Raw genomic sequence first — 26,180 nt, 5'->3', positions numbered from 1 at the left:
GCTCGTCTCATCAAAAACCCTTCATAGGGTAAAGGAACTTTAAAGCTAAAATGCCTGTCTGTCTTTCCTGCAATGAGCGTTTTTCCTTGGCTTAGCGTCTATACTCTTTTTGCGAGACCTGATATGCACACCGGGCTTAATCTCCATCTTTCCAATTACCAGGCTGGTCTCTGTCTGAAAGAGCACGTACACGACGAAACCCTGTTTTGTCTGGTCATAGGTGGAAGCTATCAGGAAACCATACGTTCCCGGGTTTCTGAACATGGACAGGGCGACTTGCTGGTATGCCCGCATGCCACACCGCACGCGCAACAGATTGGCAACAAGGGTGCCCGCAAATTGATTTTTGCACCTGCCCAGATGTCCCTCGATTACCTGGCCGGACATGGCATACGACTGGACCAGGCCCCTTTTTCACGCGCCGGGCATTTTTTGCAACTGGGTACCAGGCTCATGCATGAATTGCAGAATGACGACCCTTACACCAACCTGGCCAGGGAAGGTCTGGTGCTTGAGCTGATTGCCACGTTTGCGCGTGCGCATGAAACCCGCCTGCAGCCAGATGTGCCGCCATGGCTGAACACTGTTCGCGACTATATCCATGCCCACTATGCGCAAAGCATCACGCTGGAACAACTGGCGCAGGAAGTAAGACACCATCCGGTGCACCTGGCGCGAGAATTCAAACGGTATTACGGCTTGACCATAGGTGAGTATCAGCGACGAGCAAGGGTGGACCTGGTAGCACGCCTGCTCAGGGAAGGCAGACTGCCACTCTCGGAAATTGCATTGAGCTGTGGTTTTGCCAGCCATGCCAATCTGTGCCGCACTTTCAAGGCCGCGTATGCGATGACGCCATCAGCCTATCGCCTGCTATTCTGACAATCTAACAGCTTGATATTCTGACCGTGCATACGTGGTAACTTCAGGCCTTGATATAGTCCACGTGGCGAAAGCGCAAAGCTGACCAGTCTTCATCAATGGCCACCATGCGCACAGAATCAAAGCCGGCGGCACGCAAGACATCCCAGCCGGTGTCGCGGTTAAATTCACATTGATAAAGTTTGGAGGTCTTTTTGGGATAGGCAAACCACAACAGGGCATCGTCCTTGGCGAGCTGGCTCAGCTTCAGCGACAGCTCGTCCAGTTCTTTTTGCTTGCTGACAAAGGCCAGCGAAAATTCACACTGCTTGGCGGACGACAGCTTCCTCAGTACCTTGACACCGGTCAGGGCGGCAATTTCAGGCTCAAACGAATCCGGTGCCTGCAACACCAGGATTTCGCTTTGTGTCTTCAGATTGAGTTTTTGAAAGATGACTGACATGCAGTTGCCCTCCTACATTGATAGTTGCTGGCCCAGAATGCGGATTTCTTTCATCATCAGATAATTCGGCAAAAACCGCCAGGCCGCAAGTCCGGCGATTACCGGCAACATCCAGTACACAATCGCAAAACGGAAAAATAGTGGAATACCTATCGCTGCGATACCAATCAATACCTGCATTTCAGTACCGGTCCAGCCTTCATTTTCAACCCGCCTGACCGTCAAAGTATCTACCAACATGCTCAATTTGGCAACGTTGCGTTCTACCCTGGTAGCAGCTTTCTTTGCTTCCTGCCATGGTAGTTCGGTGCTGGCAGAGGCGTGCAATCTTTCCAGCAACGCTTCATAGCGCTCAATCGCCGCCCGCAAATCGGTGGCTGCAGTATCTAACCACAGGTTGCCGGTAGCCGCAGACCTTATTGCCCTGATGCTGGCCTGCACTTCCTGCCGTATGGCCTCGGCCTCTTCATGATCTGCGGTGCGCTGCCAGGCTTCGGCCTTTTGTTGCCGCTCCACCGCTTTCTGTGCATCCGGCAACATGGCTTCCAGCACCAGTAAGGATGCCACCGGCATCTGTTCTATCTCTCCCAGCACGGATAACCACGGGCAATAGGCCTGCATGCCGGCATAGGCAACCATCAGACGCTTGCGCAGGCGTTCCGGCCAGCGTGCATCATAGGCCAGCGCCAGCACGCGCGCATGCAGCTTGTAGAGCGGGGCATTGTCGTTGGTTTCCAGACCGTACAAGAGTTTGTCTATGTTTGAATATTCACCGGGCAAATGCTTGCTGGCATGTTCTTTCATCAGCTTGTGGGCATCGTGCCAGGCATGCTGAATCTGCCTGCAGCAATCCTGCCATTTCTGCACGATGCTGGCGACTTCCTTGTTACCGGCATCGGCATAGGCTTCCAGCACGCTGTATGAATAAATCTGGTGCAACCGTTTACCGGCCTCTTCGTCTCCCTTCAGGGACTTGTTGGCATACGTCAGGATACCTGGCAATTCTATGGTTTCGCCGCGCCAGACTGGTGGTATGCCGGGTGCCAGGTGCAAAATCAGGCGCAGCAATTGCACGTCGACCGAGAGCTTTTTGTCTTCACGCAAAGCCAGCAAGATCCGCACGGCATTCTGGTCTTTTTGCACATCGCGGAACCAGGCCAGCAATTGCGCGTTTGAGATATCCCTGACGCCATCGTCCCAGTTACGGGCCAGCCCGACTGCCAGTTGTTCCTTGGAATGGCAGATATCACGGCCTATGTGATACGGTTCGCGAAAACCGCCCATGGCTATGGTTTCTACCGCATCCGGCAGGCTGCGGTCACGTGCCAGCCAGCGCAGGATATGTGTTTCATCCCACCTGGCCTTGGGGTCGCGCAACAGCAGGCCACGCAAGAGCTTGCGCAGATAAGGGTCGCTCACCGCGTGCAATTCGATCTCACGCGTGGTCAGGTGATGCAGGATGACGGCTTCTGACAAATCGGCAAATGGATGCTGACCCAGGGCCAGTTCCAGCAAGATCATGCCCAGCGCCCAGTAATCGGCCTTGACATCGATCATGCCGGACAGGCTTTCTGGCGAGGCATACGGCAGGGTGCGCGCCATGCCGGTCAGTCTTTGGGTGGCGTCCAGCACGGATGAAATACCAAAGTCGGTGAGTATCAGGTCCAGCGGTTCTTGCGTGCGTATCAGGATATTTTCTGGCTTCAGGTCACGATGGATCAAGCCCGCCGCATGCACGCTGGCAATTGCCGTTGCCAGCTCACGCACTATGCTTTCCAGCACGGCAGGCGTGGGCTTAGCCTTTTGTGCCAGTTGCCGCAATGAACCCAGTTCGCAATATTCCATGAGTTCATACGCATGACCTTCAGACACGCCTGCTTCCAGCACAATCACACAATGCTCTGGCGGGATGGCTTTCAGTCTTTCCCTGACTGCTGATTTGGCGTAGATGCCGTGACGATAAATTTTCGCCACATGCAGCAAGTCACTGGCCCGTTCTTGTACCAGCAAGAGTTCTGCCTCTGCCCCCTGGGTAGGCAAAGGGCGCACGATCTGGTAACGCTCACGCAGGGCTACAGGCAGGGCAACCAGGCTTTGGATTTGCCCGGCATCGACTGCCTTTGGCGGGTTTTGTGTATTTTGTTTACCTTGTACCGCCATCAGTGGCCGGTTGCAATACAGGCATAGTGTACTAGCCGGCGGATTGCTTTGCGCGCAATCTTCATAGCCACAGATGAGATCGACAGATGGCTCAGTTGCCACCTCAGTTGCTGCATTCTTTGCTGCATTCTTTGCTGCATTCTTTGCTGCATTCGCCGCTGCCTCTGAACCAGTGCTGGCCTGCGCTATATTGATCTCCACAGGTGCAGATTTTTTCTCCATCAAATCGATGCCGGACAACAAAGTACCGCATGCGCAGCGCATGACTTCTGGTGCATTCTCGGTTTCGCATGCTGGGCAGCGGCGTACATACACAGGATTCACTCAGGGCCTCCAGCTGACACTGTCCAGTTTCAGGCCACGCTCGGCACAACGCTGCTCCAGGGCTTGCATGTCGCCACGCGCCGGTATGCCGACATACCAGACCCGCTGGCCGTCTATCATGGTTTGTATGCGTTTGTCCTGTTCATCAATAGGCGCATCGACATAGGCCTGCATGCGCGCCCTGCCACGGTCAGACAATAACACCAGCGGCTGGTTGGATGAGCCACGCCATGCCTGGGTCAGTGGTTTGTTGTCGATAAAGGGTTCGGGGATCAGGGCATCGAGTTTTTGCAACAAAGCAGCCTGCTTTTTTTGCAGCGTCGCCAGTGGATAACCACTATAACAAAGGATGTCTAAATCCTGTGCCGTGCTGGCACGCCATTGCTGCAAGCCATCCAGCAAGGCGTGCAATGCCTGCGGCTGGTCAAACGGTTCGCCACCAGAAATGGTAATGCCATCGACCTGTCCGGCGCTGACTTCGCGGCACCAGTTGAGCAGGCTGGCGACGCTCATTTCCTTGCCGGAATCCGTCGCCCAGGTATCTTGCGACACACAGCCCTTGCAGCCTATGCCACAGCCTTGCAGCCAGATTCCTATGCGTCGTCCCGGCCCCAGTACGGTGACCGGGAAGTGCGCTTTGTTGATGGCTATCTTCATGCTAATTGCAGGGTCAGGCTGATGACTTTATCGGTTTCGCTGATGGCGGTGACGGTGACGCGCTGCTTACCTTCCAGCTCTTGCTCAAACAGGGCGCGCGACAGCGGGTTGATGAAATTCGATTCCAGTTGATTGCCAACCCCGCGTCCGCCATTGCTCAAATCCCGCGTACAACGCAGCAATAGTTCATCACGCACGCTGGCGGGCATGGCCAGTTGCAGGTTCAATTCTTCCTGCAGGCGGCGCGCCACATTGCGCAACATGCCATCAAAAATCTTGCCTGCGACTTCGGCAGAGATAAAATTGAAGACGACAATATTGTCACCGATGCGATTCAATAATTCTGGCCGCGACAGCTTGAACTTGAAGTAATTGCCTATGGCCTCACGCACCTTGAATTCCACCGTCTCATAGCTATCACCGGGCTTTACGTTCTGGCTGCGCTGGCCCTGTGCATCTTCGACATAAATACCCAGGTTTGAAGTAAAAATCAGTATGGTTTCAGAAAAATAGGCGGTGTCACCGCGCCCATCGGTCAGGCGACCATCTTCGAGTATCTGCAAGAATTTATCGAGTATGCGCGGATGAGCTTTTTCGATTTCATCAAACAAGACCACGGAAAACGGTTTTTGCCTTACCGCGTTGGTCAGCTCGCCACCGGCATCAAAGCCGACATAACCTGGCGGTGCGCCGAGCAATCTGGCGCTGGTATGTTCTTCGGCAAATTCACTCATGTCAAAACGCAGATAGGCGCGCTCATCACCAAACACCAGTTGCGTAAGCGTCTTGGCGAGTTCAGTTTTACCCACACCAGTGGGGCCGGCAAAGAACAGAACGCCACGCGGACGGCTGCCGCCTGAATGCGCCTGCGCACCGGTCATGCTCATGACAGAGCGCTTCAGAATATCCAGGGTCTTGACGACTGCCGGATGCTGGCCCTTGACCCGCTCTTCAATAAAGACATGGGCATCACGAATTTTTTTACGCAAATAATCCTTGCGCCATGGATTGTCCAGCGCACCGACCTTATAGCAGCGCACGGCATCTTCTATATCGGCAATACCAAGTTTTTGCCGGTCTGCCAATTCGGTGATATCCGACAAGGCAGACAGGGACATGCCTTCGGTGCCTTCGGTAAAACTTTTGACAAACTGGGTGCGTACAGCGGCATCGGCCTTGTCATACCCAAGAAACAAGGGTGCCAGTTGCAAGGCTGCCGCCTGGCGCATTTCAAAATCTGGTTTGCTGACAACCAGGCTGGCAACACGGTCACTATCGAGCGTAAACCAGGAAGGTAAATCCTGCGCCCGGTTCACCAGCCACAAGACCGGATTGTATTGTGGCGCACCACCCGTCTCGCGCGGCACGATTGCACTGGCAGTCAGGGAAATTTTTTCGGCAGCGACAAAAAAGCGATGTTCCGCATCACTCAACTGTTCTGCCTTGCGTGGAATGCGCGAGGCAAAATCGATCACCAGCGCACAACGCGCTTCCCGTTCTGCACTGAGCTTCTTCATCAGCTTGCTCAGGCTTTCCAGGCTGATTTGCTGACAGCCATCGGCCAGCTTCAAATCAAACAGGCGCGTGGCCAGGTCCCGTTGTGCAGGCTCGTCGGGATAAACACGCAAGCCATCCACCGGGTCGTACAGTAGCAGGAAGCGATAGTCATTGCGCTTCATGGATTCCCACAAGGCGCGGTTCAGGGGCACCAGGGTTGCACTGGTGGTCGTGGTGGTTGTCGTGGCGGTGGTAGTAGTGCTGGCTGTGGCACTGCTGCCATTGCCTGCACTGCCTGCCATGTTGATGATGATGGCATCCAGCGCGACCAGGAAACTGTCACGTATGCTGCCGGAAATCACAAAATGTGAGCGTATCGGCAACAGCCTTTGCAGGTCTAGCAACCAGCGGGTTTCGGGTACATTCATGGCAATTTTCTCGACATTAGTCGGCTTTGATTTTCCACTTGCTCTTCTTCGATAAATTGCGGCAACTTGTCTTCATGCACCAGTTGCACAGGCAATTCACCGGCTTCCAGCCTGCGTGTGACCTGCATGTGGATGCCGCGTGCCTCCAATGCTGCAAGCAAGGTCGGGAATTCGCTGCACCAGCGGTCTTCTGCCAGATGATCGAGCACGCTGCGCTCGTTCTCGCCTTCTTTGACGGCGCGTACCACATTGAAATTGGCTTGCCCGGTCTTGGCATCCATGCGCATGCGCACCATGTATTTGTCCCAACCGGCGCGGCGGAAATGCACCACACCACCATCCACAAACAGGGTATGAGTCACTTCTTCGACCTGGTAACCCAGGTCTTGCAATGTCTGTTCCAGTATCAGGGCCTGGGCTTCTTCGACCTGGCGTTTTTTCTCAGCATCCAGCAGGGCTTGAATTTGCAGGCGCAATTCGGCAGCAAGTAAATCAGCGCGTTCACCCGGCAGGGATTTTTCCAGTTCTTTCGCCAATTGCGCAATGTGTTCTGGCAGTTGTGTCAGATGCACCAGGCGTTTCAGCAGTCGTGCCAGGCGGTCTTGTGGCAAGGCAGCCGCACTGGCAGCCTGCAAGTCCACATCGGTTTTATCGAACAGCGCATCGGCCCGTCTGGTCGATTCCTGCAACAAGACCGGGCGCATTTCGTGGATCAGCAATTGCAGCGAACGACAATATTCAATGATGTCTTGTTCATCACTACTTGCAGGCACGGCAGGTCTTACGGCAGTCACTTGCGCAGTGCAACCGATTTTTTCAGCCAGCAGCAGCAACTGGGCAAAGTCTTGTTCTGCAATGCGTACCTGTTCCTGCAAAGCCTGACGGCCCTCGGTCAGCGCATTTTGCAGGCGATCCAGCAAGGCTGCATGTTGCTCAGTCTGGTATTGGCGCAAGGCATTCGCCTGCTGATGCGCATCCACCACGGCCCGGGCAGCACGAATTGCTGCTGCCGACAAGAGGATCAGGAAGACATCGCCATTAATCAGGACAGTGGTAGGACCGCTCATAAGCCAAACTCAGGTGATTGAGGGATTAAGTTGAAGTAATATAGCATGCCAGAGCAAGGCCCAAACCACGGGCCAGATGTCTTACTGGAACACACAATAGCCGGTAATCATCCACTGCTTATTGATCCTGGCAAAGTGGAACCCGGTTTCCCACTGATACGGCGACACCACCACGATGCTGGCTTTATCGCCATCCAGTTTAACGGTCTTGGCCTTCATTTTGCTGATGAAGGATTTTTTGTATTCATATTCCTGCGCGCAAAAGAAGATATCCATGTCTTCTGACTCCATCAACGGGCCACGGCCATCCTTGGTCATTTGCGCAAATTCTGCCGGGGTATAGGCGGCAAACTGCTGTTGGTATTTATCGTAGTAATGTTCAATCGCCGTGATGAATTCTGGGGCAAAAAAGCCTGAAGCCATGAACTTGCCGCTGAAAGCCTGGATATTTTTGGTATCGAGCTGGAATGTATTGCTGCCGGGGATATCCCTGACGGCAGGCTGAAGCTTGCTTACCTGCGTGCCATTCTTCAAGACCCAGCCATAAAAACCCTGCACACGCGCCATCAACGCCTGTTCATCTGTGGTACTGGCAGATACCGGTGCGGCATTTAGACTTAGCGCCAGCGCAATCATGCTGCCTGTCAGCCAGATGGTCTTCATTTTTGTTCCCTTTGTTGCAGGAATGAGGGCAGTTCTCGCATATCGGTAAAAACCTGCACGTCAAGGGTGGCGTTTGCCTGTGCATCTGGACAAAACCACAAGGCGGACATACCTGCCCTTTTTGCCGCCTCTATACCGACTTCGCTGTCTTCTATCACTATGCATTGATGCGGTAAGAAATCCATCTGCCGGGCAGCATATAGAAACAAATCCGGCTCTGGCTTCCATGACTGAATATCATAAGAGCTATAAATCCGGTCTTCAAAGAATTCGCTCAAGCCCGTCAAGCTGAGTGCCCTTTTGATTTTCCCCCTGGGTGCGGCAGAAGCTACACAAACCGGTAGCCTCAGTTTGCTCAAAGTATCAACCACGCCAGGAAACGCCTCTAAATGACTTTCAAAAAGCTTATCTACGGTTTGCCTGTAACGGCTAATGAAATCCGGATTAAAAGTCAGACCATGTTGCATCTCCAGGTTGCGGCAGATATCTGCCAATTTCCAACCACGGAAACGCATGGTCAATGTCACAGTATCTTCTTCGATACCGTAGGACAACAGCTCTGTTTGCAAACCCAGATTACATAACTCCTCACTATCAACCAAGGTACCGTCGCAGTCAAATATCAGGCAAAGCTTCATGTTTGATGGTGCGCTAATAGCCATTTTCACTTGGTAGTTGTCGCCATAGGCTGAAATTCCGTACAAGGATGCGCCAGCTTGCCATCGCCATAACTGCGCAAGACCTGGGCGACCACCACCTGATAACCATCCAGCCAGTTGGCCTGAGCGGCCTTGGCTTGCTGGTGTACGGGATTGACCATCAAAGCCTGCAGGGCTTCCAGGCTGTCCCAATAATAGACGTTGGAGATCAGGCCTGTATCAGCGTTTTCCCAGCTTTCTTCTCCCATATAACCGGGGATGGCTTTCGCCAGGCTGGCGATCTGTTCATCCAGCGCATAAAACGCGGCATCGTATTGCTTTTTCTGGAAGGTAAAAGTCGAGGTGTACATGGTCGTGCCTGTCTGATCAAACAAGCCACAGATCATACCGAAATAATGCGTCTGGCGGATGGTAATACATGATGATTTTTACCATTGAGCACTCTGCCCCGGACATGGGTTTATTTCAGTTTGCTACCAAACCAGGATTGCATTTTCTGTTGCGCCAACTGTTTGACTTCATCGGTGATATACAGGCTGACGGTGGCGACTGCCGCTGCCAGCGTAGCCATGTCATCGGTGTAGCCCAGAACAGGCACCGCATCAGGAATGACATCCAGCGGGAAGATGAAATAACCCAGCGCGCCGAAAATAACGGCCTTGGCCCAGGCCGGGGTTTCTGGCCTTTGCGCCGCGTAATACAGCCACAAAGCTTTTTCGACGACATTGCTGCCAGCAGCCAGGGCAAAGTGCTTGAGCTTGTCCCAAAAACCGCTTTCGCTATAGTGGGTTTCTGTCATCACTGTTCCTCAGTCTGAACCTGGTGCTGCGATAGTATGGGATCGAATAAGCTCAGCTTATCAATCGGCGTTGGCACGTTTGACCGTCGCCAGCAGCATGGCGGCAACAACAAAGATGCCACCGGATAGCTGGTTAAACATCCTGGCCTTGCCTTTGGAACGCAGCCACGGCCCCATGCGTTCTGCAAAGGTGGCATACAACATCAGGACGCTGAATTCAAAAAACACAAAGGTGACACCCAGTACCAGAAATTGTGGCAATTTGGCAGCAGCCGGGTTGATGAATTGTGGGAAAAACGCGGTAAAGAATAACAGCGCCTTGGGATTGCTGGCACCAACCAGCATGCCTTTGACATACAGGCGCAGACGGGTGCCATTGGTATGGCTGGTATTGCTGTTATTACCATCGGTCGGCATTTCAAAATCACTGGCTTTCGAGCGCAGACTGGAAATACCCAGGTACAGCAAGTACAGCACACCCAGGTATTTGATGACGGTAAACACCATGGCCGAACTGGCCAGTACGGCACCGATGCCGATTGCCGAACAACTCATGATGGCGATCAGTGACGTGATGTTTCCCAAGGCCGGGTACAGGGTCATGCGGGCGCTGGAATTGATGCTGTTGGTCACACACATCAACACCGCAGGGCCAGGCGTGATCGTCAACACCAGGACGGCAAGCACATACAATAACCATGTATCCATCGACATGAACCACTCCCGGGGAAAATAAACAAGCTCAAAATACTTTATTGCATGGTATTACATTTTCCGGCTCTACGTCGCTATGCAATTACCACAGCCTACTGCACTTTCCCCTGCTTGCGGATGGCCATGCTTGCCCATTCCGGTTTTTCTTGCCGTTCACTATCGATGACGACCATATAACGCCCGGCCCAGGCATTGTCTTGCCTGTTCTTGTCCAGTACCCAGAATTTGCGACCGCTCGCCAGGGCTGCATCATAGTCGGCATCCAGCACGCCATAATGGTCGAATAGCACGTTCAGGCTTGCCGGTATACGCACACAGCCTTTCGATTGCACTGTACCCAGACGTTTTTCCAGGGAATTGGGATCCGTCGCATGCATTTGCAAACGCATGTCGGCAATCTGGCGGTCGCCCCAGCCTTTTTTAGCTTTTTGCCAGCCAAAATCAAACACCCGGCGGCCCTTGGCACCATAGCCACGTATGCCCTTGCTGTTTTTGCTGCCTTCGGCGCGGTAATCAAGATTGGTAATGGAATGTATGAAGACACCCGTCGGTGTTTCAAAATGCTCGAAGCCGATGGCGCGTCCGGTCGATACCGGCGACGCGCCGATGAACTGATACTGTCCTTCTTCATCAATCCAGAACAACATGGCGGCCTGGATTTTGGGATTGCGGTCCACCAGCAAGATGAATTGCGAAGGTAAATTGGCAGTACCCGCATTGTTCAGGGCATCACTCAACTGGTCTATATAGGCTTGCAACTCTTCTGAGGGTGGGGCCAGTTGTTGTTCCACGGTAGTTTCATAAATCTCTTTCATCTTCATTGCCGATTCCAGCGCCTGGGCCGGCATAGCAATAACAAGGGCTGCGAAGATGAACAACGGGTACTGCAAGAAAACGCTGGCAGAACATTGCCTGGCCAGTTGGGTAGGCATACGCATGGAATCAAAATGTGAGTTGATGGTCAAAGTCTGGTACATCTTCAATATGCCGCAACACCTTCCATGCAGACAAGCGCTAAGCGCAAGGAAACTGGATAAATGTTGCAATTTTGATTCAAGTCAACCTCCTGGCGTGGCTGACTACTATATTGAAGACCTTGTATGCCTCACGGCCCCGTGCTGCGAGCCAGTGGTCGTACTCGTCGAAAAATAGATAGCCAACTCTCTCGAGAAACGCCGGGCATTCGCGTGCCTCCTCAGGCGCGTTGCAGACGATGCCATCCAGCGAAGAGAACACAAGCGCTCAGCGCACTGAATCCTCACTTCGAAAATGTACTTTGTGGCGCCAGGAATCACTACGGTGCTGCCTTAACCATGCGGACGAAATTTTCCGTATAGCGGACGACATTGCCGGAATCGTAGCCGTTGCCGAAATCGACAGCCCAGGCTGCGCCGGGATTCGTATAGCTAAGCGTCGACGACCAAAACTCGGATGGTTCGGTATTTGGGAAGAACTTCTCATTGATGGCCGTCCATCCTGAAGTGTTCAATTCGATTAGGCTTTTCAACTCGCCCTTTGAAGGCCAGCGCCATCCATCGGCGCTTTCTTTCTTTGAAAAGTACCAATTGAATTTAGTTGCCGTGCCTTCGCATGAACCGCCTTTCAGGCGTTTTCCTTCCTGGCAGCGCTTCCACATAAGCCCCGTCCTTCGGTCAATAACTACTTCATCGTTGACATTTAATACATAGCGTGTCCTGGCTTGTGGACTATGTGCGGGCGACGGCTTCTTTGCCAGCGCTGGAAGACGAAAATCCAGCAGACCCTCTGTTCGGACCAGTCGCACATGGCTTCTGTAAGTGCGATTGACGCCATGAAATGCAAATCCTTTTCTGAAGTTGAAATCCCAAGCAGCTCCTGCGATGGTGTCGTTCAGGGTAGAAGACCAGAATGTCTCGGGGTCCGTGTCAGGAAAAAAGTCGGCATCGATCCAGATGCCATCCTTGTTCGGAGGCGTGGACAAACTTTTAAGTTCACTGATGGTTGGCAGACGCCATCCATCGGTGGCGTAACGCATGGCATCGTCCCAACTCATTTCCCTTGCTATGCCTTTACAAAACGCGCCTTCGAAGTGTTTGCCCTCTTCGCAACGCCTCCAGATGAGATGCGTACTCTTGTCTAAAACTGCGGCACCGTTGTCAATCAAGTCATATCGTGACGCTGATTGGCTTGGCTGTGGGGATTGTGGATTGGCCTGACTGTGAAATGCCAAGTTGATGCAACTCGCCAGTATCAAAGTCAAAGGGATGGTCATGCCTTGCCACAGCCCTTTATAGCCGCCTCGTCGATACTCAGGAAGACTGCCTCACCGGTGACACTCGTAAGAATTCGATGATCCATAGATGATTGCTTCTTGAGCACGATTGAGGTGTTAGCATTGCAGGTAACGATGGCTGCTTTGCTGCCGTTAGCGCCATCTCTCCAATCCTGGCTCATGAACCAGCCCTTCCCGGCCGGCAGCCCCTGCCTTGCAGCAGCTTCAATACGTTTGCCGTGAGTTTTTTCCCTGTCGCCCATCGCATCTTTCATCCGATCGCAGGCGTTGTTGTCTCCACCAATACATGACAGCGTTGCACATGCACCTTCCCGATTGTCGTTCTTGCAAGAACTGACCAGTTCCCTAAACTTGTTTCGATCGGCTCCATACGCCTCGCAATCGGAATACCGGGTTCCTTCTTTGCTCTGTGATTTGCACCTTTTATCCAGCATCTCTTTAGTGAAGCAGGCGACCTCTTTTCCTTGATCGCATGCATACAGTGTTTTCATGTTTTGCGAGATGGCCGTGCCGGCATGTTTGGTGGAATCAGGGCTCGCAACACCAGCAGAGACATTCACGTTGGAAGCAGTAGCGGCGGCAACACATTCCCGGTCGGTATACGTGACCTTACCGTCGGCGGAGGTGCACTTTTTCAGGCTTTGTGCGCCGGCCGCCATGGAAATCAGCACTGCGAAGAACGCAACTGGCAGAACGATTTTTAGTTTCATAGTGATCCTTTGTATTTGGAGCGATTCTCGCGATGCGGGCAGATTAGACAGTTAACGTGCGTGAACCCCGCGGGGGAGGTGTGCACGAAGCGAAGCGACGACCCGGAAGCCCTTGGGCGTCGGCGTGGACTAGCGTGTTGGACGAAGCCGCTACGCGGAGAAACGAAATCACACTGCGGCTCCTGCATAAAAATTAGAATTCATTCTACCTCACTGTGAGGTGTTTACAACAAGTAAAGGATGAATGATGAAACCCATGCTCGCCAGTGAATTTACCCCTGAGTTTGATCGATGCTATCAAACCCATCTCAAGCGTCTCAAACTAGCCGGTTTGCGCCCCAAAACAATCGAGGCCTACTCGCAAGGTCTGCGGCGAGCGGCGGCATATTTTGACTGTCAAATCGATGCGTTGAGCGAAGCACAATTGACCGATTATTTCGCCCAATTGTTGACGACCCATTCGTGGAGCACGCTCAAACATGATCTGTATGGCCTCAAGTTTTATTACGACAAAATACTTCATCGCCCTTGGCCTGCACCCAATCTTGTCAAAGCACCGCACTCACAACGCTTGCCCGACATTGTCACCGTCGCGCAGATGCAGCAGATCATCGTCGTCGCTGTAGGTGCAGTCGGGGTTTCAGGCAACATGTTGCCTGCCGACGTAACGAACCTCCCCTGCAAGGGAGGTTTCCTAGAAGCGATAGCCTTGCCAGGACGACTTTGCGTAAGTCCTAATGATGTTATATTTTGACGTGTCCAATACCGAAAAATAGGCAGGTGGTTTGCCTGCCCTTTGTCTTCAGGAATGGTGGTTTTATCCTTCGAGGTAGATTTTAGGTCTATAGACTTCCATGAAGGATTCTGGCTTGCTCAAGGGGGTAAAGCCAAATTTTTCGTACAAGCCGTGGGCGCTTGAAGTTGCCAGCGTGAAGCGGCGGAATTTTTTGACTGCCGGGTGCGCCATGACGGCATCCATCAGCAAACGCGAGATACCTTTGCCACGCATGTCGGGCACCACGAAGACATCGACCAGATAGCCAAAGGTGGCCATATCGGTGACCAGGCGGCAAAAACCAACCATGCGGTCTTGCTGGAAAATACTGAAGCACAGGGAATGACGCAGGGATTCTTCTACCAATTCACGCGAGATGCCGGTGGCCCAACCGCTTTGGGTGGATAGGAAATGATGCACGACATCCACGTCCACCTCGCTGGCATCGGTACTGATACGGTATTCGCTGTGTTTCGCCTGCCTGTCTTCCATGCTGTTGTTCCCCTCTGTGCTTGCTTGGTTGCTTTCAGTTAGTTGGTCTGACACTGTGTGCCGGCATGAGTTCAGATTTCAGTTCTGTGCCGGTGTTTGCTGATAATTATTCTTGATGCGTACATAATGCTCTGCCGAGTAACGCAGGTGGCTGATTTCTTCCGGCGTCAGCGGGCGTACGGCTATCGCTGGCCGACCCAGATATAAATAGCCACTTTCCAGCACCTTGCCCGGTGGCACCAGGCTGCCCGCACCCAGCATGACCTGGGACTGGATGACGACATCATCCATGACGATACTGCCCATGCCTATCAGGCATTCATCGCCGATCTGGCAGCCATGCAAGATCACGGCATGGGCGATGGTGACGTAATTGCCTATGATCAGGGGCGAACCGTTTGGTTTGGCGGCATTTTTATGCGAGACATGGCACATCGCCAGATCCTGGACATTGCTGCTATGTCCGATGTCTATATGGTTAACATCCCCGCGCAGTACGGCATTGCACCAGACAGAACTATCCTTGCCTATGTGCACATCACCGATAATCTGGGCGCTGGGATGGATATAGACGGTGTCTGCAATCAGGGGGAAAGTGTTCAGGTAAGGGCTAAGGGACATAGATTTCAGGATGTAATTGTTAGACTCAGATATCCACAGGATCAATCTCTATCGACCATTTGACCCGGCTTTTCATGGCGCGCAAATCGGCGATCCAGGCTTTGACGAAAACCTGCAAGGCCGGGCGCGATACCGATTCCACCAATAATTGCGCCCTGTCCACATTCGCCACCCGCGTCATGGTCATGGGGATGGGGTCATTGATCATGATGCCCTGGTGTTCGGTACAGGTCGCGGCTTCTTTCAAAAAGGCTATTGCTATTTCCAGCTCTTTGGCTTCTGCCCGCAATAAAGCCTGGTACATGAAGGGGGGCATATGGGCTTGCTGGCGTTCATCCAGCAAGTCTTTGGCAAAGTCGGGGTAATTGTGCGCCATCAGGGCATGGTAGAGCGGATGGTCAGGGTAACGCGTCTGCACCAGCACTTCAGAAAGATTGCCGCCCTCTTTTTGCGCCGCCCGTCCGGCACGGCCTGCCACCTGCATCAACTGGGCGAACAGGCGTTCGCTGGCGCGATAATCCTGGGAAAACAGGGCCGCATCCGGATTCAGTGCTGCCACCAGGGTCAGATATTTAAAGTCATGGCCCTTGGCCACCATTTGCGTACCGATCAAAATATCCACTTCACCAGCATGCACGCGTTCAAAGGCGGCGGCGGCGCTGCCTTTCAGGCGGGTGGAATCGGCATCGATGCGAAACACTCTTGCTTCAGGGAAAATGGTTGCCAGACTTTCTTCCAGCCTTTGCGTGCCACGGCCCAGTGGTTGCAGGTCGATATTGCCGCAAGTAGGGCAAGAACGCGGTATCCGTTGTTCCAGTCCACAATGATGGCAGCGCAGGCGGTGGTCGCCCTTGTGCAACACCAGATGCGCGGTACAGCGCGTGCAATTGCTGATCCAGCCACAGGCATCGCAAGCCAACACAGGTGCATAACCACGCCGGTTCAAAAATAATAGTGATTGCTCACCCTTTTCAAGACGCAGCTTGATGGCGGCAATCAATCTTTGCGTCAAGCCTTCGCTGGGTTTTTCTCGTTCCAGGTTGATCAGTTTAATGACCGGCAACACCGCCAGTTTCACCGCCCGTTCACGCAATTCCAGCAAGCGGTAGCGACCGGTCTGTGCGCCTTGCCAGCTTTCCAGCGAAGGGGTGGCGGAACCCAGCAAGACCGGGATGGACAATTGCCAGCCCCGCCAGACCGCCAGGTCACGTGCGGAATAGCGCAAGCCTTCCTGCTGCTTGTAGGAAGGGTCATGCTCTTCGTCGACGATCAGCAATTTCAGTTTGGGCAGGGACGCCAGCATCGCCAGCCGCGTGCCCAGGACGATGCGGGCACGCCCGGTATGTGCTGCCAACCAGTGAAGCAAGCGCTCACCTTCCGCCATACCGCTGTGCAAAGTCGACAGCATCAGGCCAGGGAAACGGGCGCGGATATGGGCTTCGAGCTGTGGTGTCAGATTGATTTCCGGCACCAGTATCAAGACCTGGGCATCTGCCGATTGCGCCAGTATCCGGGCCGCTGTCTGCAAATAGACTTCGGTCTTGCCGCTACCTGTCACCCCAAATAAGAGATGCGGGGCAAAGCCTTGGGACTGGACCACGGCATCCACCGCTGCCTGTTGTTCAGCATTTAATATTGGTTCATCGCTTGGACTGACATCAGCCTGTTGCGGCAATTTGTCGAGTTTCTTGATGGTGCGCTGCAAAGAAACGGTTTTGATAGCCTTGAGGTTTTTCGGCAAGGCGGGCAAGGCCACCTCGCCCAGGGGACGCTGATAATATTCGGCGGCGAACTGGCACAGGGCCAGCCATTCCTTGTTCAGCGGCGGCAAGTCATGCCTGACGGCCAGTACATCGCGCAGCTTGGCCTGGGGCACATCGGTTTCGGTCAAAATTTCAAGAATCAGGCCCACCACTTCTTGCCGGCCAAAGGGCAAGGCGACCAGTTGCCCAACCTGGGGCATGGCTGCCAGATCGGCTCCCGAATCGGCCCCCGGATCGGCTCCCACTTCGTGTTCTGGCCATCGATAATCGAAGCTGGTGTCAAGTGGCGTATCGAGCGCAACGCGTAGATAAATTTGTGTCACGATCTAATGTAAGGCCTGAAGTTTAACGCTAACTATTGATTTCATAAGGCTTTTTGACATATCCACAGATCCTGTGGATAACTTTGTGGAGAAAGGTCTCTTGACAACGGTCTGCGCTAGCGTTTACGCGGGTTTCAGCCAAATACCTGTTCTGACAGCATAGAATTTAATCCTTTAAAATCAATGACTTAGAAAAAATGCTCAACGACAAAAAAATATTTTTCAAATTATTTTTTGTTGCCCCGATTTTGTGCATAAGTGACAGAAAACGTGCATGAAAATGCAAAAAATGGCATGCGGCTAATCCATTCATTTTCCACAGCTTTTTGGCCGGAGAACCGCAGCAATTCTACGTTTTGCATAGCAACATGACGACCTGGCAGGCATGCCAGGGCCTAGTTGCAATGGGTCAATGATTTATTATTTTACCAGCGCCCGATTTTCATTGTCTGCAAGCAATTTCCAGCGCCAATTTCAGCCTGCCTGACGTTGTGTCCGGCTGTATTCATGCACCGTTTCGACCAGCACGCTGACCGATTCTACAGGCGTGAATTGCGAAATACCGTGGCCCAGGTTAAATACATGGCCATGCCCGGCCGCTGGCTTGCCATAACTGTCAAGCGCAGCGATGACTTGCTTGCGGATTTGCTCAGGTTCGGCAAACAGCACGGCCGGATCGAGATTCCCCTGCAAGGCGACCTTGTTGCCGACTTTGGCGCGAGCCTGGCCCAGGTTCATGGTCCAGTCCAGGCCAAGAGCATCGGCACCGATGTCGGCAAGCTGTTCCAGCCACAGGCCACCGCCTTTGGTAAAGACGATGGCAGGAATACGCTTGCCATCTTTTTCTCTTTGCAACTGACTGACGATATCGCGCATATATGACAGCGAAAATTCTTGATAAGCCCCGTCTGCCAGCGCCCCACCCCAGCTATCAAAAATCATCACAGCCTGGGCACCGGCATCAATTTGCGCATTTAAATAGGCAGCAACCGCATCGGCATTGGTGCGCAGGATGTGATGCATGAGGTCCGGGCGCTTGTACATCATGGTCTTGACGGTATGGAATTCACGCGAGCCCTGGCCTTCGACCATATAACAGGCCAGTGTCCACGGACTGCCGGAAAAACCGATCAGCGGTACACGGCCATCCAGCGCGGTGCGGATCTGGGTAACGGCGTCAAATACATATTGCAGGCTGCCTGCTTGCGGCACTTTCAGTGCCAGGATGTCTTTTTCTTCTTTCAGCGGGCGCTCAAACTTCGGGCCTTCGCCTTCTTCAAAATACAGGCCCAGGCCCATGGCATCTGGTACCGTTAAAATATCCGAGAACAGGATAGCCGCATCCAGGCCATAGCGGTCTATCGGTTGCAATGTCACTTCGGTAGCAAAACCAGGGTTTTTGGCCAGACTCATGAACGACCCCGCGCCTTTACGGGTGGCGCGGTACTCCGGCAAATAACGGCCCGCCTGGCGCATCAACCATAAGGGGGTGTAATCGGTTTCCTGGCGCAGCAAGGCTTTGAGAAAGGTGTCGTTCTTGAGTGGGGCAAAATTCGTGGACATAAATGCTTTCAGTAATACCATGCCGCGCAAACCATCTTTCGGCACAGCCAATTTCTATTCAGGCGTCATTATCGCCTATGCAGGCGAGATCGGCATCTGATCTGAAACAAAGGACATATTTTCAGCAAAATTTTCCTTTGATAAACTGTGGATAACTTTGTGGATAGAAATGACAGAATGCTGGTTTACTGATTATTTTTAAATTCGGTTAACAGGAATGTTGCGTAAGTCATTGATTTTATTGGTTTGAAAGCGTGATTTCTTAAAATAATCGGTTTTTGTGGATAAATAGGGTAAAGCCCAAATTGTGCATAAGTAGCAGACCAGTACTATTTTTCATGAGGATTTTCAATAATTATTTTTGCTCATTCTTTGACCCAAATACTGACGCCAAGTGCTGACGGATAGTAGCCATCTTCGGCTATCAGGCGTTCATCTTCGAAATTCCCGACCAGGGGGAACATGCGGGACATAGGCCCTGGATACCGCGATCTGCGCCTGGATCTGATCCGGGACACGCGCTTTCACGTCTAATACCAGTTGCAGAGGCTGAGCCCAAACCAGTAAGGGGTACAGCGCAGATGCCAGCAGTTCCGCCACATAAACGATCTTCATTCCACCTTGAGCTTGGTGTAATCGGGATTGCCCGGCGGGTATTTGAGTTTCATTGCCAGCATTTTTTCCCGCACGATACTGGCGATCACCAGGTTGCGCTGGGTCTTGGAATCTGCCGGGACAGCATACCAGGGGGCATGATCGGCATCGGTAGCCAGCAAGGCATTTCCATATGCCTGTTGATAGGCATCCCAGTATTTACGCTCTACCAAGTCCTGGGGATCGAATTTCCAATGCTTCTCTGGGTCGGCCAGGCGCTCTTCCAGCCTTAGCTTTTGTTCGGCCTTGGAAATATGCAGGAAAAACTTCATGATCACCGTGCCGGTTTCGGCCAGCATGCGTTCAAAGTCACGAATCTGTGCATAGCGGCGCTTGCATTCAGCGGCGTCGATCCAGTCATGCACACGGGTAATCAGCACGTCTTCATAATGGCTGCGATTGAAGATCGTGATTTCGCCCTTGCCCGGCACTTGATTGTGCACACGCCACAGGTAATCATGGTTTTTCTCTTCCACACTGGGGGCTTTGAAGGCCACCGTGCGCGCGCCCAGCGGGTTGATTTGCCCGAACACACCTTTCACCGTACCATCCTTGCCGGCAGTATCCATACCCTGCAAAATGATCAACAGCTTGCGGTCATGCCCTGCATATAAGAGGTTTTGCAGGTCAGAAATTTCTTCTGCCAGCTTCAGCGTCGTCAATCTGTCGGCCGCTTTGTCGGCGTTCTTTTCAGTAGCGGCAGTACCCAGGCGTTTATCGTTGGCATCTGCATCCCTGACCTGATACGCCTTGGTTATACGAAACATGTCCGCAACTGTCATTCAAGTCTCCCATCAATATAGTTTGGTTAATAAAGCAAGGGTCGCGTGGATAAGATCTCATATTTTGATGATAGTATGGAAAGTGCTTTATCTCATAGCAAGTATGCAAACTAATTCGTAACCCGTGCAATGATGGGAAAAATTATAGCGCCCATTTATAGGACTTACGCAAAACTGTCCCAGTAAGGCGTAGCGACGAAGACAGTACGTACCAGTACGGCTAGGAGCTGCAACGCAGCTGGGGCGGTTTTGCGTAAGTCCTAATTTATAAAGTGAGTGCTGGCCGAGCTTGAATAGATGTCCAATTCCAACCTGGGGGATTATGGTGCGCAGATTTTCCGCAATCGTTTTGGCGACCTTATGTAGCGTTTCTGCTTTCGCTGAAGAACCGACTATTACCGTGATCAGTAATGTCAAACTGGCGGTTGCCCATGCCAAGGGAGTGGAATTTTCTGCTGATTCTGAGGCCTTGCACCAGTTCATCAATACCAGGCAGTTTGAAGAAGCAGATAAAAGGGCAAAGCTAAACTGTGCTTCTTACGAATCTATTTTTGACCGCAGCAAAAAACAGTTTTCATTCCAGTCTGACGAAGAGTTTCGAGAATTCAATAAAGCCAACCAGCTGGATTTTGAGTGGATAGACTGGGGCTATAAAACCTGTCTGCAAACGCAGGCTTTTGTCGCCGTTGAGAACAGGGATTTAGAGCGCGCATTGACGATGCTCAGAAGAGTGGAAGCGCTGGCCCCTGTATCAGCCGGCACCTCGACTGAAATTGGCTATATCCTGAATCAGCAGGGTAAGCCAGCTTCTGCTTTGCAGGCCTATCGGCACGCCCAGGAACTGAGCACACGCTATCTGTCACAGCGGCCCTACCTTGCAATTGCGCTGCGTGGCATAGGTTTTTCGCTGATAGAACTCAAGCAACTGGATGAGGCGGAGAAGGCCTTCCAGGAATCATTGCAAATCGAACCTGGTAATAAGCTTGCGACCAGTGAGCTGAGCTACATTCAGGGATTAAGAGAACAAAGACAGAAGACTCAGCTTCGGTAGCCGTGCTCAATCTTGATACATCTGTCCATCACCACCTTGATACCAGCCTGCCTGGCGCGCTGTGCGGCTTCTTGATTGACGATACCGGATTGCATCCACAGGTAAGGGGCACGAATGGCGATGGCCTGCTCGACTATCGGGGGAATGTCTACAGCATTGCGAAAACAGTCAACAATATCAATCTGATGATGCGCCGCAGCCTGCAACAAATCGGGATAGCAGATCTCGCCTAATATCGTGGCCCCTGCCTCACGCGGATTGACCGGGATGATGCGATAGCCACTCGCCTGCATGTAGGCCGCAACGCCATGGCTGGGACGTGAAGCTTTTGAAGAAAGGCCGACGACAGCGATGGTTTTACTTTCGCTTAGTATTTCGGCAATCAGGTCTTGTTCCGTTAGCATCGGCAGCTCGGCAATTTCAGTCGTGGGAAAACAAAAAGGCAGCCTGAGCTGCCTTTCCATTGTACTGCTTTCGTCGCGAAAAATTTTCGTAGCGAAATTAACGCTTATGACGCAATCTTTGTATCGCTGCCAATTGGGCGATCGCGGAAGCCAATTCTGCCTGTGCTTGCGCATAGTCAATTTTGGAATCACGATTAACCAAAGCCTGCTCTGCCAGTTTCTTGGCTTCATTGGCTTTGGCTTCGTCCAGATCTTGACCGCGAATCGCGGTATCGGCCAAAACTGTCACTGCATTCGGTTGCACTTCAAGCAGGCCACCGGCGACGAATACGAATTCGTCTTCGGCCTTGCCTGGAACCTTGATGCGCACCGCACCCGGCTTGATGCGGGTAATCAGTGGTGTATGTTTCGGATAGATACCCAATTCACCAGCCTCACCCGGCAACGCGACGAATTCGGCTTCACCGGAGAAGATCAGCTCTTCTGCGGAAACCACGTCAACGTGAATAGTGTGTGCCATGTTGGACCCTTTGTATTCGCTCAAAAAAGCTATGGTGCGACCAGTTCAGCCGCACCGCCAGTGCGCTTAATTAATATTAAGCAGCAGCCAGTTTTTTCGCTTTTTCGATTGCTTCGTCGATAGTACCTACCATGTAGAACGCTTGTTCTGGCAGGTGATCGAGTTCGCCGGAAGCGATCATTTTGAAACCACGGATCGTTTCTTTCAAGGAAACGTATTTACCAGGAGCACCGGTAAACACTTCAGCAACGTGGAAAGGCTGAGACAGGAAACGCTGCATCTTACGTGCACGTGCGACCAGCAGTTTGTCTTCAGGAGCCAATTCATCCATACCCAGAATCGCGATAATGTCGCGCAATTCTTTGTAGCGCTGCAAAGTACCTTGAACAGCGCGGGCTGTTTCATAATGCTCTACACCAACCACTTGTGGGTCCAGCTGACGGGATGTCGAATCCAGTGGATCAACCGCAGGGTAGATACCCAGGGAAGCGATGTCACGGGACAGAACAACGGTGGAATCCAAGTGAGCAAATGTGGTTGCTGGAGATGGATCGGTCAAGTCATCCGCTGGAACATACACGGCCTGGATCGATGTGATCGAACCAGTTTTAGTGGAGGTAATACGCTCTTGCAGGCGGCCCATTTCTTCAGCCAGCGTAGGTTGATAACCCACGGCGGAAGGCATACGACCCAGCAAAGCGGATACTTCCGTACCGGCCAGTGTGTAACGATAGATGTTATCCACGAAGAACAAAACGTCTTTGCCTTCGTCACGGAAACCTTCAGCAATCGTCAAACCCGTCAGCGCAACGCGCAGACGGTTACCTGGTGGTTCATTCATCTGACCGTACACCATCGCCACTTTGGAGTTTTCTGGATTTTCCAGATCAACCACTTTGGCGTCAGCCATTTCGTGGTAGAAGTCATTACCCTCACGAGTACGCTCACCCACACCGGCAAACACGGACAAACCGCTGTGTGCCTTGGCGATGTTGTTAATCAGTTCCATCATGTTGACGGTCTTGCCCACACCCGCACCACCGAACAGACCGACCTTACCACCTTTAGCGAATGGGCAAACCAGATCAATAACTTTGATACCGGTTTCCAGCAATTCCTGGGATGGGGACAGTTCGTCGTAGGCAGGAGCCTTACGGTGGATGGATGCTGTCTGCTCACGGCTGACAGGACCACATTCATCGATAGGGTTACCCAGTACGTCCATGATGCGACCCAGCGTTGCTTTGCCGGTTGGTACCATGATAGGTTTGCCAGTGTTGGAAATAATCATGCCGCGACGCAGACCATCCGAAGTACCCAGCGCAATGGTACGGACAATGCCGTCACCCAATTGCTGCTGAACTTCCAATGTCAGTTCGGAGCCTTCCATTTTCAAGGCGTCATAAATCTTAGGCATCGCGTCGCGTGGAAATTCAACGTCCACAACAGCGCCGATACACTGAACGATTTTGCCATTAGCCATGTTCGTTCCTTCAGTAATTTAAATTCAGTTTAGACCGCTGCCGCGCCGGCGACGATCTCGGAGAGCTCTTTGGTAATGGCAGCTTGACGGGTTTTGTTATAAACCAGTTTCAGTTCGCCAATCACGTTACCTGCGTTATCAGTTGCTGATTTCATCGCCACCATACGGGCCGACTGTTCAGAAGCCATGTTTTCCGCAACAGCCTGGAAAATCAATGCCTCTACATAACGAATCAACAATTCATCAATCACGGTAGCTGCATCTGGTTCGTACAGATAATCCCAGGAATGGGCATGCTTATCTGTCGCCAGTTTGTCCGCTGTCAGGGGCAATAACTGCTCCATCACCGGCTCTTGCTTCATGGTGTTGATGAACCTGGTATAACTCAGGTAAACCGCGTCCAGCTTGCCTTCCTGATACGCATCCAGCAAAACTTTGACTGGACCTATCAGTTTGTCGAGGTGAGGTGTATCGCCCAATTGAGTTACATGCGATACGACTTTTGCACCTACGCGATTCAGGAAGCCGAGACCTTTATTACCAATTGCGACCGCTTCTATCTTTGAACCCTTGCCCTCGAATTCACGCATTTTGCTGGTGACCAAACGCAACACGTTGGTGTTGAGGCCGCCACACAAACCTTTATCTGTCGTTACAACGATCACGCCAATTTTCTTGGACAGATCTTGTTGCACCATAAAAGGATGCGTGTACTCTGGGTTGGCCTGTGACAAGTTAGCCGTAATCGTACGAATCTTTTCACTGTACGGACGAGCCGCACGCATCCGGTCTTGCGCCTTACGCATTTTGGATGCGGCGACCATTTCCATCGCCTTCGTGATCTTCTTCGTATTTTCTACGCTTTTGATCTTGCCACGTATCTCTTTGCCTGCAGCCATGAGTATTGACTCCTTCTAGCTACAGTAAATTAATAGGCGCCGGATTTTTTGAAATCAGCAATTGCGGCAGCCATGGCAGCTTCGCCATCTTTGTCCAGTTGCTTGGTTTCTTCGATCTTCTGCAGCAATGCTGCATGGCTCGTTTTCATGAAATTGTGTACGCCTGCTTCGAATGCCAGCACTTGCTTGACCGGCACATCATCCAGGAAGCCTTTGTTCACGGAGAACAAGGTAACGGCCATCAGGGAGATAGACAGTGGAGCATATTGAGCTTGCTTCAACAATTCAGTAACGCGGGCACCACGATCGAGCTGCTTGCGGGTTACTTCGTCGAGGTCAGAAGCGAACTGGGCAAACGCTGCCAATTCACGATACTGCGCCAAGTCATTACGGATACCGCCGGACAAATTTTTGATGACTTTAGTCTGCGCTGCACCACCAACGCGGGACACCGAGATACCAGCATTAATCGCTGGACGGATACCTGCATTGAACAAGGATGTTTCCAGGAAGATCTGACCGTCAGTAATCGAAATTACGTTGGTAGGAACGAAAGCGGAAACGTCACCAGCCTGGGTTTCAATGATAGGCAATGCTGTCAAAGAACCTGTTTTACCTTTCACTTCACCTTTGGTGAAAGCTTCAACGTAGTCTGGGTTAACGCGTGCTGCACGTTCCAGCAAACGGCTGTGCAAATAGAATACGTCACCTGGGTAAGCTTCGCGGCCTGGTGGGCGGCGCAGCAACAGGGATACCTGACGGTAAGCCACAGCTTGTTTGGACAGATCATCATAAATGATCAGTGCATCTTGACCGCGGTCACGGAAGTATTCACCCATCGCGCAACCGGAGTAAGCGGATACGTATTGCATCGCTGCAGATTCAGCAGCAGTTGCAGCAACAACGATGGTGTATTCCATGGCGCCGTGGGCTTCGAGAGCGCGCACAACGTTTTTAACGGAAGACGCTTTTTGACCAATCGCTACATAGATACAGGTAACGTTTTGACCTTTTTGATTGATCACGGCATCGATCGCAACAGCTGTTTTACCAGTTTGACGATCGCCAATGATCAATTCGCGCTGACCACGACCAACCGGAACCATGGAGTCGATAGACTTAAGGCCAGTTTGCATAGGTTCAGAAACGGATTGACGTGCAATAACGCCAGGCGCGATTTTTTCGATCGGCGCGGACAGTTTTGCATTGATAGGACCTTTGCCATCGATAGGCTGACCCAGCGCGTTAACCACACGACCACGCAGTTCAGGACCGATAGGCACTTCCAGAATACGGCCGGTACATTTGACTGTATCGCCTTCGGAAATGTGTTCGTAGTCACCCAGGATAACGGCGCCAACGGAATCACGTTCCAGATTCAATGCCAGACCAAATGTGTTGCCTGGGAATTCCAGCATCTCGCCTTGCATCGCGTCAGACAGACCGTGAATGCGGCAGATACCGTCGGTAACGGAGATAACCGTACCTTGATTGCGAATCTCAGCAGTGTCGCCAAGGCCTTGAATCCGGCTCTTGATCAGCTCGCTGATTTCAGATGGGTTGAGTTGCATACTAA

Annotated in this window: 26 protein-coding genes; 3 read left to right on the top strand and 23 right to left on the bottom strand. The window is 52.2% G+C overall.

The features are described 5' to 3' along the window. Positions 1-123: 123 nt before the first annotated feature. Positions 124-882 carry a helix-turn-helix transcriptional regulator gene (locus ACO0LM_RS24315; protein WP_423040772.1) on the top strand — a complete coding sequence of 253 codons (759 nt, stop codon included), beginning with the start codon at positions 124-126 and terminating at the stop codon, positions 880-882. Positions 883-925: 43 nt separating this feature from the next. Here the strand turns inward: ACO0LM_RS24315 and ACO0LM_RS24310 are convergent, their stop codons facing one another. From ACO0LM_RS24310 to ACO0LM_RS24250, 13 genes are all read right to left on the bottom strand, one after another. Next, positions 926-1,324 (bottom strand): hypothetical protein, encoded by a 399-nt coding sequence (locus ACO0LM_RS24310; RefSeq protein ID WP_423040770.1) that lies wholly within the window; start codon positions 1,322-1,324, stop codon positions 926-928. Between the two features lie 12 nt (positions 1,325-1,336). Beyond that, on the bottom strand, positions 1,337-3,808 hold the full coding sequence (locus ACO0LM_RS24305) for a protein kinase domain-containing protein (RefSeq protein WP_423040768.1): 2,472 nt from the start codon (positions 3,806-3,808) through the stop codon (positions 1,337-1,339). Further along, positions 3,809-4,465: a 4Fe-4S single cluster domain-containing protein gene (locus tag ACO0LM_RS24300; protein WP_423040766.1), complete on the bottom strand. Its 657-nt coding sequence runs from the start codon at positions 4,463-4,465 to the stop codon at positions 3,809-3,811. Then, the gene (locus ACO0LM_RS24295; RefSeq protein ID WP_423040764.1) at positions 4,462-6,390 is read right to left on the bottom strand and encodes an AAA family ATPase; all 1,929 of its coding nucleotides are present in this window, start codon (positions 6,388-6,390) and stop codon (positions 4,462-4,464) included. Before ACO0LM_RS24295 ends, ACO0LM_RS24300 begins: the two co-directional genes overlap by 4 nt. Continuing rightward, a complete protein-coding gene (locus ACO0LM_RS24290) occupies positions 6,387-7,457 on the bottom strand; it encodes a hypothetical protein (RefSeq protein WP_423040762.1) in 1,071 nt (356 codons plus the stop codon). Before ACO0LM_RS24290 ends, ACO0LM_RS24295 begins: the two co-directional genes overlap by 4 nt. A gap of 81 nt (positions 7,458-7,538) precedes the next feature. Beyond that, on the bottom strand, positions 7,539-8,120 hold the full coding sequence (locus ACO0LM_RS24285; protein WP_423040760.1) for a hypothetical protein: 582 nt from the start codon (positions 8,118-8,120) through the stop codon (positions 7,539-7,541). Beyond that, on the bottom strand, positions 8,117-8,824 hold the full coding sequence (locus ACO0LM_RS24280; protein WP_423040758.1) for an HAD-IA family hydrolase: 708 nt from the start codon (positions 8,822-8,824) through the stop codon (positions 8,117-8,119). Before ACO0LM_RS24280 ends, ACO0LM_RS24285 begins: the two co-directional genes overlap by 4 nt. After that, positions 8,785-9,129, bottom strand: coding sequence for an antibiotic biosynthesis monooxygenase family protein (locus tag ACO0LM_RS24275; RefSeq protein WP_423040798.1), 345 nt, complete (start codon positions 9,127-9,129; stop codon positions 8,785-8,787). Before ACO0LM_RS24275 ends, ACO0LM_RS24280 begins: the two co-directional genes overlap by 40 nt. A 110-nt stretch (positions 9,130-9,239) precedes the next feature. Beyond that, positions 9,240-9,578, bottom strand: a complete 339-nt coding sequence (locus ACO0LM_RS24270) for a YkvA family protein (protein ID WP_423040756.1) — start codon at positions 9,576-9,578, stop codon at positions 9,240-9,242. Between the two features lie 60 nt (positions 9,579-9,638). Beyond that, positions 9,639-10,292 (bottom strand): LysE family translocator, encoded by a 654-nt coding sequence (locus tag ACO0LM_RS24265; RefSeq protein WP_423040754.1) that lies wholly within the window; start codon positions 10,290-10,292, stop codon positions 9,639-9,641. A gap of 92 nt (positions 10,293-10,384) precedes the next feature. Continuing rightward, positions 10,385-11,269 carry a L,D-transpeptidase gene (locus ACO0LM_RS24260; protein WP_423040752.1) on the bottom strand — a complete coding sequence of 295 codons (885 nt, stop codon included), beginning with the start codon at positions 11,267-11,269 and terminating at the stop codon, positions 10,385-10,387. A gap of 317 nt (positions 11,270-11,586) precedes the next feature. Next, positions 11,587-12,543 carry a DUF1566 domain-containing protein gene (locus tag ACO0LM_RS24255; RefSeq protein ID WP_423040750.1) on the bottom strand — a complete coding sequence of 319 codons (957 nt, stop codon included), beginning with the start codon at positions 12,541-12,543 and terminating at the stop codon, positions 11,587-11,589. After that, positions 12,540-13,274, bottom strand: a complete 735-nt coding sequence (locus ACO0LM_RS24250; protein ID WP_423040748.1) for a hypothetical protein — start codon at positions 13,272-13,274, stop codon at positions 12,540-12,542. Before ACO0LM_RS24250 ends, ACO0LM_RS24255 begins: the two co-directional genes overlap by 4 nt. A 244-nt stretch (positions 13,275-13,518) precedes the next feature. Here ACO0LM_RS24250 and ACO0LM_RS24245 point away from each other — a divergent pair, with 244 nt between their 5' ends. After that, entirely contained in the window at positions 13,519-14,028 is a 510-nt protein-coding gene (locus tag ACO0LM_RS24245) for a site-specific integrase (RefSeq protein WP_423040746.1), read from the top strand. Positions 14,029-14,091: 63 nt separating this feature from the next. Here ACO0LM_RS24245 and ACO0LM_RS24240 read toward each other — a convergent pair whose 3' ends face one another. The 5 genes from ACO0LM_RS24240 to ACO0LM_RS24220 all read right to left on the bottom strand — a co-directional run bounded on the left by ACO0LM_RS24240 (position 14,092) and on the right by ACO0LM_RS24220 (position 20,247). Beyond that, the gene (locus tag ACO0LM_RS24240; RefSeq protein ID WP_423040744.1) at positions 14,092-14,541 is read right to left on the bottom strand and encodes a GNAT family N-acetyltransferase; all 450 of its coding nucleotides are present in this window, start codon (positions 14,539-14,541) and stop codon (positions 14,092-14,094) included. Between the two features lie 78 nt (positions 14,542-14,619). Continuing rightward, complete coding sequence (locus ACO0LM_RS24235) at positions 14,620-15,162, bottom strand: gamma carbonic anhydrase family protein (protein WP_423040742.1); 543 nt, start codon at positions 15,160-15,162, stop codon at positions 14,620-14,622. 25 nt (positions 15,163-15,187) lie between these two features. Continuing rightward, positions 15,188-17,248 (bottom strand): primosomal protein N', encoded by a 2,061-nt coding sequence (locus tag ACO0LM_RS24230; RefSeq protein WP_423040740.1) that lies wholly within the window; start codon positions 17,246-17,248, stop codon positions 15,188-15,190. Between the two features lie 474 nt (positions 17,249-17,722). Further along, positions 17,723-18,811 (bottom strand): uroporphyrinogen decarboxylase, encoded by a 1,089-nt coding sequence (hemE, locus tag ACO0LM_RS24225; RefSeq protein WP_423040738.1) that lies wholly within the window; start codon positions 18,809-18,811, stop codon positions 17,723-17,725. A gap of 611 nt (positions 18,812-19,422) precedes the next feature. After that, complete coding sequence (locus tag ACO0LM_RS24220; RefSeq protein WP_423040736.1) at positions 19,423-20,247, bottom strand: PPK2 family polyphosphate kinase; 825 nt, start codon at positions 20,245-20,247, stop codon at positions 19,423-19,425. 349 nt (positions 20,248-20,596) lie between these two features. Between ACO0LM_RS24220 and ACO0LM_RS24215 the strand changes: the two genes are divergently transcribed. Further along, a complete protein-coding gene (locus ACO0LM_RS24215; protein WP_423040735.1) occupies positions 20,597-21,298 on the top strand; it encodes a tetratricopeptide repeat protein in 702 nt (233 codons plus the stop codon). On the opposite strand, the gene ACO0LM_RS24210 is transcribed toward ACO0LM_RS24215, so the two are convergent. From ACO0LM_RS24210 to atpA, 5 genes are all read right to left on the bottom strand, one after another. Beyond that, positions 21,286-21,702: a CoA-binding protein gene (locus tag ACO0LM_RS24210; RefSeq protein WP_423040733.1), complete on the bottom strand. Its 417-nt coding sequence runs from the start codon at positions 21,700-21,702 to the stop codon at positions 21,286-21,288. The two genes, ACO0LM_RS24215 and ACO0LM_RS24210, sit on opposite strands and share 13 nt — an antisense overlap. A 97-nt stretch (positions 21,703-21,799) precedes the next feature. Continuing rightward, positions 21,800-22,222: a F0F1 ATP synthase subunit epsilon gene (locus ACO0LM_RS24205; RefSeq protein ID WP_422990107.1), complete on the bottom strand. Its 423-nt coding sequence runs from the start codon at positions 22,220-22,222 to the stop codon at positions 21,800-21,802. 76 nt (positions 22,223-22,298) lie between these two features. Beyond that, positions 22,299-23,705 (bottom strand): F0F1 ATP synthase subunit beta, encoded by a 1,407-nt coding sequence (gene atpD, locus ACO0LM_RS24200; RefSeq protein WP_422951669.1) that lies wholly within the window; start codon positions 23,703-23,705, stop codon positions 22,299-22,301. A 29-nt stretch (positions 23,706-23,734) separates the two neighbouring features. Further along, positions 23,735-24,604, bottom strand: a complete 870-nt coding sequence (gene atpG, locus ACO0LM_RS24195; protein WP_422990105.1) for a F0F1 ATP synthase subunit gamma — start codon at positions 24,602-24,604, stop codon at positions 23,735-23,737. 29 nt (positions 24,605-24,633) lie between these two features. After that, a complete protein-coding gene (gene atpA, locus ACO0LM_RS24190; RefSeq protein WP_162044016.1) occupies positions 24,634-26,175 on the bottom strand; it encodes a F0F1 ATP synthase subunit alpha in 1,542 nt (513 codons plus the stop codon). Between the last annotated feature and the right edge of the window lie 5 nt (positions 26,176-26,180).

The sequence above is a fragment of the Undibacterium sp. Di26W genome (assembly GCF_049340265.1).
In the GTDB taxonomy this organism is placed as follows: Bacteria; Pseudomonadota; Gammaproteobacteria; order Burkholderiales; family Burkholderiaceae_D; genus Undibacterium.
The sequence above is the reverse complement of the archived record's forward strand: the minus strand, read 5'-3'. Positions and strand labels throughout refer to the sequence as shown.

Bases quoted from the DNA above. Each gene is read 5' to 3' on its own strand.
- ACO0LM_RS24315 (WP_423040772.1), top strand. From the start codon at position 124: ATGCACACCGGGCTTAATCTCCATCTTTCCAATTACCAGGCTGGTCTC.
- ACO0LM_RS24310 (WP_423040770.1), bottom strand. From the start codon at position 1,324: ATGTCAGTCATCTTTCAAAAACTCAATCTGAAGACACAAAGCGAAATC.
- ACO0LM_RS24300 (WP_423040766.1), bottom strand. From the start codon at position 4,465: ATGAAGATAGCCATCAACAAAGCGCACTTCCCGGTCACCGTACTGGGG.
- ACO0LM_RS24295 (WP_423040764.1), bottom strand. From the start codon at position 6,390: ATGAATGTACCCGAAACCCGCTGGTTGCTAGACCTGCAAAGGCTGTTG.
- ACO0LM_RS24290 (WP_423040762.1), bottom strand. From the start codon at position 7,457: ATGAGCGGTCCTACCACTGTCCTGATTAATGGCGATGTCTTCCTGATC.
- ACO0LM_RS24285 (WP_423040760.1), bottom strand. From the start codon at position 8,120: ATGAAGACCATCTGGCTGACAGGCAGCATGATTGCGCTGGCGCTAAGT.
- ACO0LM_RS24275 (WP_423040798.1), bottom strand. From the start codon at position 9,129: ATGTACACCTCGACTTTTACCTTCCAGAAAAAGCAATACGATGCCGCG.
- ACO0LM_RS24270 (WP_423040756.1), bottom strand. From the start codon at position 9,578: ATGACAGAAACCCACTATAGCGAAAGCGGTTTTTGGGACAAGCTCAAG.
- ACO0LM_RS24265 (WP_423040754.1), bottom strand. From the start codon at position 10,292: ATGTCGATGGATACATGGTTATTGTATGTGCTTGCCGTCCTGGTGTTG.
- ACO0LM_RS24260 (WP_423040752.1), bottom strand. From the start codon at position 11,269: ATGTACCAGACTTTGACCATCAACTCACATTTTGATTCCATGCGTATG.
- ACO0LM_RS24255 (WP_423040750.1), bottom strand. From the start codon at position 12,543: ATGACCATCCCTTTGACTTTGATACTGGCGAGTTGCATCAACTTGGCA.
- ACO0LM_RS24250 (WP_423040748.1), bottom strand. From the start codon at position 13,274: ATGAAACTAAAAATCGTTCTGCCAGTTGCGTTCTTCGCAGTGCTGATT.
- ACO0LM_RS24245 (WP_423040746.1), top strand. From the start codon at position 13,519: ATGATGAAACCCATGCTCGCCAGTGAATTTACCCCTGAGTTTGATCGA.
- ACO0LM_RS24240 (WP_423040744.1), bottom strand. From the start codon at position 14,541: ATGGAAGACAGGCAGGCGAAACACAGCGAATACCGTATCAGTACCGAT.
- ACO0LM_RS24235 (WP_423040742.1), bottom strand. From the start codon at position 15,162: ATGTCCCTTAGCCCTTACCTGAACACTTTCCCCCTGATTGCAGACACC.
- hemE (WP_423040738.1), bottom strand. From the start codon at position 18,811: ATGTCCACGAATTTTGCCCCACTCAAGAACGACACCTTTCTCAAAGCC.
- ACO0LM_RS24220 (WP_423040736.1), bottom strand. From the start codon at position 20,247: ATGACAGTTGCGGACATGTTTCGTATAACCAAGGCGTATCAGGTCAGG.
- ACO0LM_RS24210 (WP_423040733.1), bottom strand. From the start codon at position 21,702: ATGCTAACGGAACAAGACCTGATTGCCGAAATACTAAGCGAAAGTAAA.
- ACO0LM_RS24205 (WP_422990107.1), bottom strand. From the start codon at position 22,222: ATGGCACACACTATTCACGTTGACGTGGTTTCCGCAGAAGAGCTGATC.
- atpD (WP_422951669.1), bottom strand. From the start codon at position 23,705: ATGGCTAATGGCAAAATCGTTCAGTGTATCGGCGCTGTTGTGGACGTT.
- atpG (WP_422990105.1), bottom strand. From the start codon at position 24,604: ATGGCTGCAGGCAAAGAGATACGTGGCAAGATCAAAAGCGTAGAAAAT.
- atpA (WP_162044016.1), bottom strand. From the start codon at position 26,175: ATGCAACTCAACCCATCTGAAATCAGCGAGCTGATCAAGAGCCGGATT.